The sequence below is a fragment of the Castellaniella sp. GW247-6E4 genome (genome assembly GCF_040276065.1).
GTDB lineage: Bacteria > Pseudomonadota > Gammaproteobacteria > Burkholderiales > Burkholderiaceae_B > Castellaniella.
The window spans coordinates 1-15,330 of sequence record NZ_JBELOI010000005.1 but is presented as its reverse complement, the minus strand read 5'-3'; the positions used below and the strand labels follow the sequence as shown (position 1 = coordinate 15,330).

Annotated in this window: 18 protein-coding genes; 10 read left to right on the top strand and 8 right to left on the bottom strand. The window is 58.4% G+C overall.

Going from position 1 to position 15,330, the window contains the following annotated elements; all coding sequences use genetic code 11:
* Positions 1-43 precede the first annotated feature (43 nt).
* The 4 genes from ABS761_RS07550 to merR form a co-directional block, all read right to left on the bottom strand.
* On the bottom strand, positions 44-784 hold the full coding sequence (locus ABS761_RS07550) for a PaeR7I family type II restriction endonuclease (RefSeq protein WP_350407507.1): 741 nt from the start codon (positions 782-784) through the stop codon (positions 44-46).
* Complete coding sequence (locus tag ABS761_RS07545) at positions 785-2,452, bottom strand: Eco57I restriction-modification methylase domain-containing protein (RefSeq protein WP_350407506.1); 1,668 nt, start codon at positions 2,450-2,452, stop codon at positions 785-787.
* An 84-nt stretch (positions 2,453-2,536) separates the two neighbouring features.
* Entirely contained in the window at positions 2,537-3,106 is a 570-nt protein-coding gene (locus ABS761_RS07540) for a recombinase family protein (protein ID WP_350407505.1), read from the bottom strand.
* A gap of 189 nt (positions 3,107-3,295) precedes the next feature.
* Complete coding sequence (gene merR, locus ABS761_RS07535) at positions 3,296-3,730, bottom strand: mercury resistance transcriptional regulator MerR (RefSeq protein ID WP_005798840.1); 435 nt, start codon at positions 3,728-3,730, stop codon at positions 3,296-3,298.
* Positions 3,731-3,801: 71 nt separating this feature from the next.
* Here merR and merT point away from each other — a divergent pair, with 71 nt between their 5' ends.
* The 7 genes from merT to ABS761_RS07500 all read left to right on the top strand — a co-directional run bounded on the left by merT (position 3,802) and on the right by ABS761_RS07500 (position 7,570).
* Positions 3,802-4,152, top strand: a complete 351-nt coding sequence (merT, locus tag ABS761_RS07530; protein ID WP_005798838.1) for a mercuric ion transporter MerT — start codon at positions 3,802-3,804, stop codon at positions 4,150-4,152.
* Positions 4,153-4,165: 13 nt separating this feature from the next.
* On the top strand, positions 4,166-4,441 hold the full coding sequence (gene merP, locus ABS761_RS07525) for a mercury resistance system periplasmic binding protein MerP (protein WP_004178136.1): 276 nt from the start codon (positions 4,166-4,168) through the stop codon (positions 4,439-4,441).
* Between the two features lie 27 nt (positions 4,442-4,468).
* Positions 4,469-4,894, top strand: coding sequence for an organomercurial transporter MerC (gene merC, locus ABS761_RS07520; protein ID WP_000522996.1), 426 nt, complete (start codon positions 4,469-4,471; stop codon positions 4,892-4,894).
* Between the two features lie 38 nt (positions 4,895-4,932).
* Positions 4,933-6,618: a mercury(II) reductase gene (gene merA / locus ABS761_RS07515; RefSeq protein ID WP_005798829.1), complete on the top strand. Its 1,686-nt coding sequence runs from the start codon at positions 4,933-4,935 to the stop codon at positions 6,616-6,618.
* Between the two features lie 17 nt (positions 6,619-6,635).
* Positions 6,636-7,001: a mercury resistance co-regulator MerD gene (gene merD / locus ABS761_RS07510; protein ID WP_005798827.1), complete on the top strand. Its 366-nt coding sequence runs from the start codon at positions 6,636-6,638 to the stop codon at positions 6,999-7,001.
* Positions 6,998-7,234, top strand: coding sequence for a broad-spectrum mercury transporter MerE (merE, locus tag ABS761_RS07505; protein ID WP_005413392.1), 237 nt, complete (start codon positions 6,998-7,000; stop codon positions 7,232-7,234). The genes merD and merE overlap by 4 nt, the downstream gene beginning before the upstream one ends.
* A gap of 132 nt (positions 7,235-7,366) precedes the next feature.
* Positions 7,367-7,570, top strand: a complete 204-nt coding sequence (locus tag ABS761_RS07500; RefSeq protein ID WP_005413391.1) for a DUF3330 domain-containing protein — start codon at positions 7,367-7,369, stop codon at positions 7,568-7,570.
* Positions 7,571-7,608: 38 nt separating this feature from the next.
* Here the strand turns inward: ABS761_RS07500 and ABS761_RS07495 are convergent, their stop codons facing one another.
* Genes ABS761_RS07495 through ABS761_RS07480 form a run of 4 tightly spaced genes read right to left on the bottom strand, consistent with a single transcriptional unit; the run spans position 7,609 to position 12,127 of the window.
* Positions 7,609-8,223 (bottom strand): recombinase family protein, encoded by a 615-nt coding sequence (locus tag ABS761_RS07495; RefSeq protein ID WP_010981357.1) that lies wholly within the window; start codon positions 8,221-8,223, stop codon positions 7,609-7,611.
* Positions 8,224-8,283: 60 nt separating this feature from the next.
* Positions 8,284-9,501, bottom strand: a complete 1,218-nt coding sequence (locus ABS761_RS07490; protein ID WP_350407503.1) for a TniQ family protein — start codon at positions 9,499-9,501, stop codon at positions 8,284-8,286.
* Entirely contained in the window at positions 9,498-10,406 is a 909-nt protein-coding gene (locus ABS761_RS07485) for a TniB family NTP-binding protein (RefSeq protein ID WP_350407502.1), read from the bottom strand. The genes ABS761_RS07490 and ABS761_RS07485 overlap by 4 nt, the downstream gene beginning before the upstream one ends.
* Positions 10,407-10,408: 2 nt before the next feature.
* On the bottom strand, positions 10,409-12,127 hold the full coding sequence (locus ABS761_RS07480) for a TnsB C-terminal domain-containing protein (protein ID WP_502881398.1): 1,719 nt from the start codon (positions 12,125-12,127) through the stop codon (positions 10,409-10,411).
* A gap of 513 nt (positions 12,128-12,640) precedes the next feature.
* On the opposite strand from ABS761_RS07480, the gene ABS761_RS07475 reads away from it, so the two are divergent.
* From ABS761_RS07475 to ABS761_RS07465, 3 genes are all read left to right on the top strand, one after another.
* Positions 12,641-13,570, top strand: a complete 930-nt coding sequence (locus ABS761_RS07475; RefSeq protein ID WP_350407500.1) for a retron St85 family effector protein — start codon at positions 12,641-12,643, stop codon at positions 13,568-13,570.
* The gene (locus tag ABS761_RS07470; protein WP_350407499.1) at positions 13,560-14,468 is read left to right on the top strand and encodes a retron St85 family RNA-directed DNA polymerase; all 909 of its coding nucleotides are present in this window, start codon (positions 13,560-13,562) and stop codon (positions 14,466-14,468) included. Before ABS761_RS07475 ends, ABS761_RS07470 begins: the two co-directional genes overlap by 11 nt.
* Positions 14,469-14,829: 361 nt before the next feature.
* Positions 14,830-15,267 (top strand): hypothetical protein, encoded by a 438-nt coding sequence (locus tag ABS761_RS07465; protein WP_350407498.1) that lies wholly within the window; start codon positions 14,830-14,832, stop codon positions 15,265-15,267.
* Positions 15,268-15,330 lie beyond the last annotated feature (63 nt).

The following is a 15,330-nucleotide window of genomic DNA, read 5'->3' as shown; positions in this document are numbered from 1 at the left end:
ATATCGTAATGTTGACGCTTCGCGCGATCAACCAACTCGTTTATCAACCTAACCGCGCTGCCTCTGCCGCTATGTGACCTGCCAGAGCAGATACGAATGTCCTGAGGCTAGTCATCGACGAAAACTCCGTGAAATCGCCGGTATCTACCGCGCTGCGCTCTGCTGCGATGACGGCAGCGGTGGTGTAAAGCTGTTCCTGCACTAGTCGCTGACACAGCAAGTCATATCGTTTGAGGTAGGATGCCCCCTTGAACTCTTCGAACACTGGAAAGTGAGGTGCCGAATCACGGACAGGCTTACGCGACTCTGGTGCATCCTCAACCATCATCATCCACCCTACAAAGGGGCGAGGTTGCTTGCCGAAAGCCTCCTCGCGAAAGGCCGTCCATAGATCATGAGCGGTTCCGATGGCTTCTTCAGCTCGGTTGTTGAAGTTATTACTGAACGATGGGCCTACCTGGCTTTTTAGCTCGATGGCTGCAATCAGCTCGCCCTTGTAGATCACCAATAGATCCCACAACTTCGTTGGACGGAAATAGCCCGGCAGGGTCAGCATCCCTTTGTTCAGGTATAAATCGGCGTGAGCAAGCCCATTGGCTTCGATGATATCGCGCACCAAAGCTAGGAAACCGTCCATATTCTTGCCAGCGGTCACTCCTGCTCGCTCACCTTGATCAGCCTTACCAGACTCTACCTGCTTTTGCCGTGCAGCTTCGCGGTTACCCCAAAACGCCTTCACCGCCTCACGGGCTTTCTGTTCGTAATCGACAAGATCGAGTGCCATTTATTCTCCATTACCCCCAAGGGCTGATATTTCTTCGTGACTCAGGCCATAGAGCTTGAACACAGCCCGGTTGCAAGCTTGCACGTCCCGCTTGATGGCAGCCTCGGCCAGCTCTCGGCGCAATGGTTCAGGCACTTCCGTCCAATGCGGAATGCGAATGCGTCGCAGGTACTGTGCTTGGAAGCGCAAGAAACCTCCCCGCATTTTTGTTGAATAGGTTGCGACGAACAGGCGAGTGACCGCAGACAGCAATACAGCCTGCAAAGCCCGCAAATCCCAGTCGCCTGACGTGACAAAGTAGAGGTTGTGGTGGGGATAAAGCTCACCACCTTCAAAGACAATATGCGCCTCACCCTTTATGTCTGGAATCAGGAGCTTCGGTCTCGCGGCCAGCGCCGGAGTAATGCGATCAATCGTGCGATACCAGTTAGCCGGAGTTTTCTGGGCACAATGACGCCTCGCAATTACCTCTTGTCTGGCCTCAAGGTAGCGTCGCAGGCGCGGATAATCGTCGAGATTGACCAACCCGCCTGGCTCGGCAAATGGATTGATGATGCCCTGTCCACGCCACTCTACCTCGCCGGTCATAATATCCTTGGTTGTTACCAGCGGTAGCTTCCGGCTTGGCTCAACATCCAGTGTCTCGAAATCTCCGATGAACGCCTTGTCAGCGCCGGTTGCAACACCGATCCCGACTTTGCACCCCACATCTTCAAGCAGAGGGAAAGCTCCTTCCAGACGGCGAATGAGCTCCATCTGATCAAATGACTCCAGCAACCATGGCTCCGCACCGTTGGTAACGCGAGCAAGTTCCCGCACTGGGCCGGCTTCATTCGGCAGCGAGGGAGCCTTGAGCAATCCTGTCAGAGTGGTCAGTGTCGCCCGATCAATAGCCGGGCGATGAGCGATACGCGTTGCTCCCGGCACTTCACGGTTGATGATAGTGATGGCCGGATAGGCGATCACCTCTGAATGAAAAGCCGGTGTATCCACCATATCGACATAGATTTTCAGGTGAAACCGCTCGGCTACAAAGCTGCGTAGCGGCCCGCCATAACGGTTCTTCATCCAGCGATCCGCGCAGATGAAGCCGAGGCTGCCACCATCAGACAAAAGCGACAGCGAACGCTCGATGAAGGGAATGTATATATCAGCTCGGTCATACATCGTCAGATAACGGCTGCGGTATTCGGCAAGCAATGGCGCTGGGATCAACTCTTGACGAACGTAGGGCGGGTTGCCCACTACGAAATCGAACTGCCCCTCCTGTGGAGTCAACAGGAAATCGCCCTGGGACAACCAGCAATCAGCCAACGCGGCCGCAGCATTTGAAGCGACCCCCTCGCGCTTAAGCAGCTCGACCACAGCAGTTTGAGTACCGTGAAAGGTGTCGCGGTGTAGCTCCACCGCCCGGAGCGCATCGGCGAGTTCATCAAACGCAGAGCCGTTTGGCCTTGCTGCCCGCCATGCGGTCAATAGCCGCTGAATGATCGGCAATAAGAAGTCGCCACCACCGAATGATGGTTCCAAAAGCCGCTTTTCGTGAAGCGGCTTATCCTGCGTATAGCCCACTAGGTCGAGGATGAAGTCCACCACTTCAGAACGCGTAAAAATAGCTCCTCGAACCTCATGCCCACCCTGCGCCGCCAAAGCCTCTGTCGCAGCCATGACCGGGCATACAGGGACTGCGAGTCCAGGCACACCCCTGCTGCGCACACTGTCTGCGGTTATTGTTGGGAGCATCCCATATCCTCATTGACGCGGCGCGATGACGCCGACGTGTTTGTAAAGGGTGGTGCGCGACACGCCATACCTGCGGGCCACATCTGCCACTTGCATATCAGGGTCGCGCAAAAGCGCCTTGATCTCCCGCACCTGCTGGTCATCCAGCTTAGGCTTACGGCCACCTGCACGACCACGAGCACGGGCGGCAGCTAGTCCGGCTTGAGTTCGCTCCCGGATCAATCCACGTTCAAACTCGGCGAGCGCCGCGAATACATGAAAAACCAACTTCCCCGCTGCACTGCCCGTCTCGATCTTCTCTGTCAGGCTCTCGAAGCCGACGCCGCGCTGTTCCAGCTCGGACACAATCTGCACCAAGTCAGGCAAACTGCGTCCGAGGCGATCCAGTCGCCATACCACCAAAGTATCCCCTGCCCGCAGCGCCTTACGGCACTGCTCAAGCTCCGGTCGGGCCGTACTCTTGCCGCTGGCCGCTTCTTCGTAGATCACACCACACCCCGCCTGCGTCAGCGCATCGCGCTGCAGGTCTAGGTGCTGGTCATCGGTCGATACGCGAGCGTATCCAATACGTTGATTCATGAACACAACCAGAACATTGAAAACCTGACGACTATATTAACACTCGCAAGGGACTTTCACGGCGGAAAAGTTGTCATTTTCAGAAGGCGATAGCACGAATTATCAAAAGTCGGCCGCACGGTTTTTTCTGACGGTTGACGTCACCTCAGAAAACGGAAAATAAAGCACGCTTAGGCGTAGTTCCCTTGGCTACACCGCGTCGGTACTGCGCGGTTCTTTCTTCCCTTGCAGTGAAGCAATCAGCGGGCAAGAAACATTCCCCTGCCGCAGGTGGCAGGCACACACAAGTTCGGAAAGCACCGACTCCATACGCGCCAAGTCAGTCATTTTTTCGCGCACGTCCTTGAGCTTGTGCTCGGCCAGACTACTGGCTTCCTCGCAATGGGTGCCATCCTCCAGCCGCAGCAGTTCGGCTATTTCATCCAGACTGAAGCCCAGCCGCTGGGCTGATTTCACGAACCGCACCCGCGTTACATCCGCCTCGCCATAGCGGCGGATGCTGCCGTAAGGCTTGTCCGGCTCCGGCAACAAGCCCTTGCGCTGATAGAACCGGATGGTCTCTACGTTGACCCCGGCCGCCTTGGCGAAAACGCCGATGGTCAGATTTTCCAAATTGTTTTCCATATTGCTTGACTCCGTACATGACTACGGAAGTAAGGTTACGCTATCCAATTTAAATTCGAAAGGACACGCGCATGTCTGAACCACAAAACGGGCGCGGGGCGCTCTTCGCCGGCGGGCTGGCTGCCATCCTCGCCTCGGCCTGCTGCCTGGGGCCGCTGGTTCTGGTCACCTTGGGGTTCAGCGGCGCTTGGATCGGCAACCTGACGGTATTGGAGCCGTATCGGCCGATCTTCATCGGCGCGGCGCTGGTTGCACTGTTCTTTGCCTGGCGGCGCATCGTCCGACCGACCGCAGCCTGCAAGCCGGGCGAGGTGTGCGCGATTCCGCAAGTGCGCACCACCTACAAGCTCATTTTCTGGTTCGTCGCCGTGTTGGTCTTGGTCGCGCTTGGTTTTCCCTACGTCATGCCATTTTTCTACTAATCAGGAGTTCATCATGAAAAAGCTGTTTGCCTCCCTCGCTCTCGCCGCTTTCGTTGCCCCCGTGTTCGCCGCCACTCAGACCGTCACGCTGTCCGTGCCTGGCATGACCTGCGCCTCTTGCCCGATCACTGTCAAGCACGCGCTTTCCAAGGTTGAGGGCGTGAGCAAGACCGACGTAAGTTTCGACAAGCGCCAGGCCGTCGTCACCTTCGACGATGCCAAGACCAACGTCCAGAAGTTGACCAAGGCGACCGAGGACGCGGGCTATCCGTCCAGCCTCAAACGCTGATCCGTTAACCGAACTCGGGAGCGACACATGGGACTCATCACGCGCATCGCTGGCAAAACCGGCGCGCTCGGCAGCGTCGTTTCCGCGATGGGCTGCGCCGCCTGTTTTCCTGCCATCGCCAGCTTTGGCGCGGCCATCGGACTGGGCTTCTTGAGCCAGTACGAGGGGCTATTCATTGGCATCCTGCTGCCGATGTTCGCCGGCATCGCGTTACTCGCCAATGCTATCGCTTGGCTCAATCATCGACAGTGGCGACGCACGGCGCTCGGCACGATAGGCCCGATCTTGGTGCTGGCAGCGGTGTTTTTAATGCGGGCTTACGGCTGGCAGAGCGGTGGACTGCTCTATGTCGGCCTGGCCTTGATGGTTGGGGTGTCGGTCTGGGATTTCATCTCGCCAGCACATCGCCGCTGCGGGCCGGACAGCTGTGAATTGCCAGAACAACGTGGCTGACGGCAACAGCCGTAGCCACCACAGAAAAGGAAAAATACATGACCACCCTGAAAATCACCGGGATGACCTGCGACTCGTGCGCGGCTCACGTCAAGGAAGCCTTGGAGAAAGTGCCCGGCGTGCAATCGGCGCTGGTGTCCTATCCGAAGGGCACAGCGCAACTCGCCATTGAGGCGGGCACGTCATCGGATGCGCTGACTACCGCCGTGGCCGGACTGGGCTACGAGGCAACGCTTGCCGATGCGCCACCGACGGACAACCGCGCCGGCCTGCTCGACAAGATGCGCGGCTGGATAGGGGCCGCTGATAAGCCCAGTGGCAACGAACGCCCGTTGCAGGTCGTCGTCATTGGTAGCGGTGGCGCGGCAATGGCGGCAGCACTGAAGGCCGTCGAGCAAGGCGCGCACGTCTCGCTGATCGAGCGCGGCACCATCGGCGGCACCTGCGTCAACGTCGGCTGCGTGCCGTCCAAGATCATGATTCGCGCCGCCCACATCGCCCATTTACGTCGGGAAAGTCCGTTCGACGGCGGTATCGCGGCGACTGTGCCTGCGATTGACCGCAGCAAACTACTGGCCCAGCAGCAGGCGCGCGTCGAAGAACTGCGCCATGCCAAGTACGAAGGCATTCTGGACGGCAACCCGGCCATCACCGTTGTACATGGTGAGGCGCGTTTCAAGGATGAGCAGAGCCTGGTCGTCCGTTTAAACGATGGTGGCGAGCGCGTGGTAGCTTTCGACCGCTGCTTAGTCGCCACGGGTGCCAGCCCGGCCGTGCCGCCGATTCCGGGCCTGAAAGAGTCACCCTACTGGACTTCGACCGAGGCCCTGGTCAGCGACACCCTTCCCGAACGCCTAGCCGTGATCGGCTCGTCGGTGGTCGCGCTGGAACTGGCGCAAGCCTTCGCCCGGCTGGGCAGCCAGGTCACGATCCTAGCTCGCAACACGCTGTTCTTCCGCGACGACCCGTCCATCGGCGAGGCCGTCACAGCGGCCTTCCGTGCCGAAGGGATCAAGGTACTGGAACACACGCAAGCCAGCCAGGTCGCGCATGTGAACGGCGAATTCGTGCTGACCACGGGACACGGTGAAGTACGTGCCGACAAGCTGCTGGTCGCTACCGGACGGACACCGAACACGCGCAGCCTGGCACTCGACGCGGCGGGAGTCACCGTCAATGCGCAGGGTGCCATCGTCATCGACAAGGGCATGCGCACCAGCACGCCACACATTTACGCGGCCGGCGACTGCACGGACCAGCCACAATTCGTCTATGTGGCGGCAGCGGCCGGCACCCGTGCCGCGATCAACATGACCGGAGGGGATGCTGCCATCAATCTAACCGCGATGCCGGCCGTGGTGTTCACCGATCCGCAAGTAGCAACCGTGGGCTACAGCGAAGCGGAAGCGCATCACGACGGGATCGAAACCGACAGTCGCACGCTCACGCTCGACAACGTGCCGCGTGCGCTTGCCAACTTCGACACACGCGGCTTTATCAAGCTGGTCATCGAGGAAGGTAGCGGACGGCTCATCGGCGTGCAGGTCGTCGCCCCGGAAGCCGGCGAATTGATCCAGACGGCTGTTCTCGCCATTCGCAACCGCATGACGGTGCAGGAACTGGCCGACCAGTTGTTCCCCTACCTGACGATGGTCGAGGGGTTGAAGCTCGCGGCGCAGACCTTCAGCAAGGACGTGAAGCAGCTTTCGTGTTGTGCCGGATGAGGAAAAGGAGGTGTTCGATGAACGCCTACACGGTGTCCCGGTTGGCCTTTGATGCCGGGGTGAGTGTGCATATCGTGCGCGATTACCTGCTGCGTGGATTGCTGCGGCCAGTCGCCTGCACCACGGGTGGCTACGGCCTGTTCGATGACGCCGCCTTGCAGCGACTGTGCTTCGTGCGGGCCGCCTTCGAGGCGGGCATCGGCCTCGGCGCATTGGCGCGGCTGTGCCGGGCGCTGGATGCGGCGAACTGCGATGAAACTGCCGCGCAGCTTGCTGTGCTGCGTCAGTTCGTCGAACGCCGGCGCGAAGCGTTGGCCAATCTGGAAGTGCAGTTGGCCGCCATGCCGACCGCGCCGGCACAGCATGCGGAGAGTTTGCCATGAACAGCCCCGAGCGCATGCCGGCCGAGACGCACAAACCGTTCACCGGCTACCTGTGGGGCACGCTGGCCGTGCTGACTTGCCCCTGCCACCTGTCCATCCTCGCTGCCGTGCTGGCCGGCACAACCGCCGGTGCATTCCTTGTCGAGTATTGGGTCATCACGGCGCTCGGTTTGACCGGCCTGTTTCTTCTGTCACTGGCGCGGGCGTTGCGGGCATTCAGGGAAAGATCATGAGCGCTTCCCGGCCGGATGGATGGACTACGGCGGAGGGCCCAAGCGTTCGAGCGCGGGCAAGGCTTTCTGTTCGCAAAGCCGATGCCGGCGGCGGCATTCGCCGTCTTCGTCAGTCAATGGAGGGGTGCCACCATGAATGCAAATGATCCGACCGCCACCAGTTGCTGCGTGTGCTGCAAGGAAATTCCGCTCGATGCCGCCTTCACACCGGAAGGCGCGGAGTACGTCGAGCACTTCTGCGGGCTGGAGTGTTATCAACGTTTCCAGGCGCGGGCCAGCACTGCGACCGAAACGAGCGGCGAACCGAACGCTTGCGGTTCGCCGCCGTCAAATTGAGACAAACCACGCTTTCGCTACGTCGCCTCATGTCGGCATCAAATTCGGCTGAGTAGCTTCTCGCCATCTGGACGTAGCTCGCCCTTGGGTGAAATATGCCGATACAGGGTCTGCCGCGTGATGCCAAGTTCCTGGCACAGGTCGCCGACCTTGGTCTCTGACTGCCCCATTGCCGCCATCGCCAGCCGCAGCTTGGCGGCGGTCATCTTGAACGGCCGGCCGCCTTTCCGGCCGCGTGCCCGTGCTGAGGCCAGGCCCGCCACGGTGCGCTCGGCGATCAACTCGCGCTCGAACTCGGCCAGCGCGGCGAAGATACCGAAGACCAGCTTGCCGGCGGCGGTCGTGGTGTCAATGGCCGCGCCGTGCCCGGTCAGCACCTTGAGGCCGATGCCGCGTCCGGTCAGGTCATGGACGGTATTGATCAGATGGCGCAGGTCGCGCCCGAGCCGATCCAGTTTCCAAACGACCAACGTGTCGCCTGGCCGTAGTGCCTTCAGACAGCTCGCCAGACCGGGACGATCCTCGCGTTTTCCGGACGCTTGGTCTTCATAGAGATGCGCCGGATCAACACCGGCCGCGACCAGCGCATCGCGCTGCAAGTCCGTCGCCTGGGAGCCATCCGCCTTCGATACTCGCATGTAGCCAATCAGCATCTTGTACCTGTCACATATACGTTCGATTATGTGACAGTGTGCACCGGAAAGTTCTGGTCGTCAAAATTTGTCACTTAACCCGTCATTCTGTCTAAGACATGCAAAGGGTCCATCAGCCTCGTAATGTGACAGAAATTCCGGGGGAATGCCTTCCTTTGCAAAGGTGGCGCGCAACTGTTCCAGGGAAGCGGGATCGCGCCGACCATAGGAAGCCAACGCGAACAGCGAGCGTGCCGTCTCGGGGTCGTGCCGGGCTTCAATGATCGCCTCACTGATAGCTTGGACCGCCCGTTGCCAGTGATTGACGGGTTCGGGCTTCGGCGGTTTCGCCGGCAGACCACTGGTGAACCCGGTTTGGGGCTCGGACCAGAACAGCTTTGCATGCTCGCCTGGCGGGCTGATATCCCTCACCTCGATCAAGCTGATTGCCGTTGCCGCCGCCTCCAGCATCTGCAACCGTATTGCCGGGTTCAGGGTTTCATACGGTCGCCACAGACTTTGCCCAGCACGCAGCGGATGCCCGCAGCCTTGCCAGACTTGGCGGAGATACCCCGCGTAGGTTCCGCACGCCGAAAGCGGGGTGTTCAGCTCATCGAGCAGCGTGCGTAGCAGTCGAAACCACAATCCAGCGTGGATGCGTCGGCACGGCAACTCCACGTGGCCGGTCGTCAGTGCCTGCCAGGTACGCTGGTCCATCGCCGCAATCGCGTCGCTGGCAGTGCGCGGTTCGGCGTCGGCGTTCTCCCAGCCGAGAAACCGCCCTGGCACGCCCCAATAGGATTCCAGCCAGCAGCCATGCAGTGGGCAGCTCAGCATCAGGGGCAGCTTCCACGCGAGCAGTACGGCTTGGTTCTCCGGATCGTTCAGGCAGAGCGGACAGGCGCGGTGTATCGGTTGGGTGGGCAGCCAGGCACGCCAGCTCGTGATGGATCGCGTCTTACGGCGGAGTCTCGGCAGCAGTACCGAGAGCTGGAACGCATAGGTTTCCAATGCGGCTGGAATCTGATCATCAAGGCTGTCCAGTAGCCAAGGCACCCAGCCGGCGAAACTCATGCAGCGCAGCCGATCCAGCTCGATACCGCTCCGCTGGGAGAGCATCGCCAGCAGCGCCAGTGGTGGCGCGGTGTCCAGGTCATCAACCTGGCCGTGACCAAGATCGTGCTCCAGCAGCTCGGACACTTCCATGTGATAGCAAAGGGCCACGCGGTTGAGCCACGACGACAGGGCTTCGGCTTCCCTGGGTGCCGGATGCAGTGGCCAGCGTGGCGCTGGCTTCACATCAGTTCCCGCTCGAATTGCCGCCGCCGCTCGCTGGGACCGGTGTAATCGGCCATGCTGAGCGTGCGGTGGTTGATCGCTTCCTCACCACTCTCCACGGCGGCCACGGCCGCCGCCATCAATAGGTGCGCCAGCTCGCCAATAGTGCCCTCGCTGCGCGTGAGCAGGTAGCGAGCCATGTCCAGCGTGGCAATCGACGAAGGTCGCCGCAGCGGGAGCGAAGCCGCGAAGCTGGCCAGCAGTGAACAGCAATCGTCGTTGGCCTCCCACACCGGCAGCATCATCGGCTCGAAGCGATTTTCCAACTGGTCATCCGAGCGGATGGCCAGGTAGGCGTCGCGTGTGCCCACACCGACCAGCGGGATGCGCAATTCGTTGCCGAGGAAGCGCAGCAGGTTGAGGAATTCCCGGCGGTTGACGCTGTTGCCGGCCAGGACGTTGTGCAGCTCGTCGATCACCAGCAAACGCACACCGAGCTTGCGCAGCAGTGTCAGCGCCAGTTGCTCTATTTCCGGCAGCCGTGGGCGCGGTCGCAATGGTGCTCCCATCGCCGCGAGCAGCGCGACGTAGAAGCGGATCACCGATGGCTCGGATGGCATCTGCACGACCAGTACCGGAATGTGCTCCTGGTCGGCGTCGGCTCTGGCCGGATGCGTGCGCCGGAACTTCTCGACGATCATCGACTTGCCGTTGTTGGTCGGGCCGACCAGCAGCAGGTTGGGCATGCGTTGCTTGTTTGGCCACGTATACAGGATTTCCAGCCGGTTCAGCGCCTCGACTGCTCGCGGATAGCCGATCCAGCGGTCGGCGCGAAGGCGATGGATGCGTTCGTCCGCCGGGAGACGGGCCAAGCCCTGGGCCGCCGGCAGCAGGTGGGACAAGTCGATGATGGGATATTCTTCCACGGCTACCACTCCTCAATCTGGTCGAACGGTTTGGCAGGTGGCTGGTTGTCCGCCTGCGGGTCTGCCATGTCCGTGTCCGCTGGTGGCGTGGTTTTGACAGGTTGTTCCGTTGACTTGAGATGCTGGCGTCGATCCGCGTCGCGCCGCGCCTTGCGCGTGGCTTTCTGCGCAGTGGTAACGATTTCGCGCATCTGGCCGATCATGCGGAACAACGCCGACTCATCCACCTGTTCGCGCCCTTGCTGCCGCAATTTCGCCAGCGCCTGTCGTTGTTCCCAGAGGGTGACAGCCGGGTGCGACAAGGTACGGTAGGGAATTTCCAGGTAGTGCTGCCCCTCTGGTTCCAGCACCCATATGCGGCTGATGTCGCGCGGGTCGCGCCGGATCAGGAACGCAGGCAAGCGGTCCCGCCGAGCTATCCACGGCTTGAGCGCATCGGCGTAGTAGTGGATGTGGTCGATGACGAAGCCGGTGCGGGTCAGCGTGCGGCGGATGATGGGCAGAAAATCGACCAGAAAAGCCGTAGCGCGAGTGATGACGGTTGGCACGCCGGTCCGCGTGATAGCTTCGGCCCAGCGCGCGGCCGGCGGTTGGAGCAGGCCGTTGTGCACGGAGCCGTGATAGGTGCCGACCGCCAATGTGAGCCAGCGCTCCAGCTCGCGCAGTGTCAGGGCGGCCATCTTCTCGGAGGCGTATTCCCCGCGCTGGTCAGGATTGGAGAAGGTCGTCCCCGGCAATTCGTCGTGGATCATCTGCATCGCCGTGCCGATGATCCGTTCCACGATACCGCCGTAGTGCGGCTGCCCGAGCGGGCGATAGTCCAACCGGATGCCATGCTGCTCGCAGCCACGGCGCAGCGCCTCGCTCTTGAACTCAGCCGCGTTGTCCAAGTAGAGCAGTCTGGGCTTGCCGCTCATCGGCCAATCCATCTCTACGTTCAACCCTTCCAACCAAGGGCGCTTGTCGCAGGCGGCATGCACCAAGCACAAGCCGACCGAGACGGCGGACGGGGCTTCCAGCGTAACGACCATGCCAACCACGCAGCGGGTGAATACGTCGATGGCGAGGGTCAGGTATGGACGGCCAATCGGTTGCCGGTCGCGCTCGTCCACCACGATCAGGTCGATGACTGTGTGGTCGATCTGCACCTGCTCCAGCGGCGCGGAGACGGGTGGCGGAACACCACCAACACCTTGCAGGTCGCGGGCGGCATCTTGTCCTTCCCGGCGGTGAGTGACCTCGCGCGGATCGAGGCCGGCGATCCGCAGAGCCACCGTGTTGCGCGCCGGCACCCGCAGCTTTTGCAGCTTGCACGCCCGCACAACTTCGCGGTGGAACGCCGCCAAGCTACGCTTCTGCTTGGTCAGGAAGCGCTTTTGCAGTAACTCGCGGATGATTCGTTCGACCGACTCCGGCAAGCGGCCTTTACCTTTGCCACCGCTCGACTGCCCAAGAGCCAAGTCAGTGACCAGCCCCGATCCTAGCCGGGCACGGCGGATCAGGACGTAGACCTGCCGCCGGGACAGCCCCAATGCCTGGGCTGCCGCGTCGGCCGCTTCATGCCCAACCGTCTCCGACTGCGCCAACGGCCCAATGATCTCCGCGCGACGACGCGCACGCTCCCATGCCTGTTCTGGCAGGGTGGCCACGCCGTGCTCGGTAATCGGTGCGGTATCGGTCGCCATGCTCATCTCGCTTTGGTGCATACGAGTATTGAGCATAGACGAGTTTCGTGCAGAGGAGTCCTGATATCTGGCTGTCAGGAGCCGTATGCACAAGAGGCTTCAAACCGCGCTGAATGGTGCAGTCGTCTTCTGAAAATGACAGAAAAATTGCGATATTTTCATCTGTTCAGAAAACCACCGTTTGTTGAACAAGGTATTGGAGCAGAAGCACAAGTCGCAACGCTTTTCCGGGAAGGATCATGAGGTTGGCTCCAAACTGGTCATGTCATCTGCAGCAATCGACCCAAAGCAGTAATTGCGGGCCAAACAACACCAAAACACGTCGTTTCAGATTGACAGCAAATGTAGTCTGATTTAACCTTTGGCGGTTCTTACGCGTTTCTACGTCAAGGGTTACGTGGATATGTCGGGCGCTTCGCCAGACTTGCAATAATTGGGTGCATTTAAGCTGCGAAAGCGGCTTCGCGTTTTCCTGCGAGCACTCGAAAAACCCGAAGCCGCTTTCGCAGCATCTTAAAGGTAAGAACGCTTTTTAAGCGAATTTGTCCGATGCGAGATCTTCTTTTAGCCAAACTGAATCTCGCGACCTCAAGGATAAAGCCTTACGAGGGTTTTATTTTCTTGTGCGGAGGTCCGACTGATATCCGGTCGGCTAAGCCACTATCCATTAGAGATGCGATCCACCGTGAACTGGCAAAGGACGACGCTTTTGAAGCACGAATTCGTGTTGCGGAGGACTACAAGGACTGGTCCCATGAGGCAACGTATCGCGACTTAGTGTCTTTTGAAAGACATCTCGCCGAGCTGTCTTCGGTAATCGTTGTCGTGTTGGAAAGCGCCGGATCCATTGCAGAACTTGGCCTATTTTCTGCGATCAAAGAGTTCAATAAGAAGCTTCTGATATTCATCGAGACCGATCATTATCAAAGCGGATCCTTTATCAAGCTCGGCCCGATCGACTATCTTGAAAAGACGCACGAGAATCTGGCGGAGTGCCATCGCTGGACAAAACCACAGGGCCGATATTCTATTTTTGATCCTGATGTCGCCACAGAAATACAAACAGAGCTGGCCGATGCGATTCGATTCAGGGCCTCGCAAGCAATGCCTGAAAGAGTGTTAAATCCAGGTGGATGGCTAGACATCGCTTTGCTAATTTGCGATCTTTTGAACCTATGTTCGGCATTGACTCTTCGCGAGTTACGTCAACTGCTCGTAGGGCTTGGAATTGAATGCAGTGAAACGAATCTAAAACAGACATTATTTTTGCTGGAGCGAGTCAAGCTATTAGCGATGGAACCAAAGGGTGATCAACGGTTCTATATCAGCGTTGAGCCGCAGCATTTTGTCCGCCTTAGCATTCAAGATGGTCCATTCGATTTAATGCGCTTCCGCACAGATCTCCTATCGGAGTACGAGAAAGGAGATAAAAAACGATTCAGAGCAATTCAAGAGGTGCGAGGGCGACATGCAGCGTGAACCAGATATCATTCTTCAGATGGCAGCGGATCTTGGTATATTGCCTTCGCATATTTCTTTGCTCACAAGAACCGCTCCGCTGCGGTACAAGGTCTTCTACATTCCTAAAAAATCGGGAGGGATGCGGGAGGTCGCTCAGCCGGCCCGTGAAGTTAAAACGATTCAGCGTTGGTTGATTCGCTATTTAAAAGATCGCTTGCCCATCCATGAGGCCGCCACCGCTTATATGACTGGCACTTCAATCAGGGCGAACGCGACTGCTCACCGCGATAGCCGGCACTTACTGAAACTAGATTTTTCGAATTATTTTCCATCTATCGTTAAGCACGATATTCAAACCCATCTCGAACATTACTGCGCTGATTTTCTTGGGGAGTCGGCTAGAGAAATCATAGCCCATACATGCTGTTGGATGCCACGGCGAGAATACCCTCTTCGATTATGTATCGGCGCGCCGACCTCTCCAATGTTGTCGAACAGCCTGATGTATGATTTTGACCGCTTACTTGGGGACATTGCAAACGATGAGCATGTAACCTACACCAGGTACGCTGACGACATTACGCTGTCTGCGGCGGAGCCAGGTAAGTTGGATCGCTACGTTGAAGTAGTCAAGCAGTTATTACGTGACCTAGCATACCCGCGCATAGAACTAAATATGGCTAAGGTTGTAAGGGCCTCGCGAGCAAGCAAACGGGTGGTAACGGGTCTTGTTCTAACTCCTTCAGGCAGCATTTCAATTGGTAGAGACCGAAAAAGGCTAATTAGGGCCATGTTCCATCGAAAAATCCATGGAAGGTTGAGTGCAGAAGAAGCCCAGGCACTAGAGGGTTTTGTAGCGTTCGCAGAAAACATTGAACCGGGATTTCGTAAGCGCTTGGAGCAGTCCATGCTTTGAGCTGAGTGCATGCCTAGTTTCTCAGTGGTTCCACTCGTCACAAAATTGCTTCGCCCAAGCCGACGGCAAGCACCATTCACAAGAGCGGCCATTGGGTCACAACCCGGCTTGCTCGCAGTCCGAAAGATGCTTTGAAGAACTCGGACTCTACTCGCTCGCAAGCTATAGTTCGTCTACCTGAAGCTCGCGGGATTTCGCGAAAATTTTATACTTAGATATTTAAGCAGCTCTACGCCTGCAAACCCAGGCTGTAAACCACCTCCAGGAGGAGTCAGTGTTCAGAGTATTCCGCATGATCCAGTGTATCCCGCAGATTCTGCGGAATACACTACGTTAGCTACCAATGAGAGGTTCCCGTAAAATGGATAAACAGCAGGCACTAGACCAACTGGAAAAATTTAAAGATCGTCTTGTTGCTGATGTTGCAAGTGCGTACTCGCAGCGTGGCTCTGACTTTGGGCGCGAACGCTTTGCGGCCTGGCGACGCCAGATCGATAAGTTTCTAGATGAGAATTTTCCTGGCGCACGCGCAATGCTGGACAGAAAATTGCACCACGGCGTCTTCTTTCGTGGCGGATCAGAGAGCGATTACGATGTCTTTATGCGCGAGGATGGAGAACCATCTTTGGCCTTCATCGATTCTCTCCGCCTAGACATCGGGAATGACGAGTACGATTTTTCACAAGAAGTGCTGCATCAGAATACTGCTGCATCAGAAAAAGCAAGAGGGTCTATCCCAAAAGATTCAACTCGCGTATTTATTGTTCACGGTCATGACGAAGCTCTAAGGAACATCTGAACAAGTCCCGTGGACCTGTCAGAATGTAGGTTGTTGAACGAGACCCGATCAGGACGCCCCCGA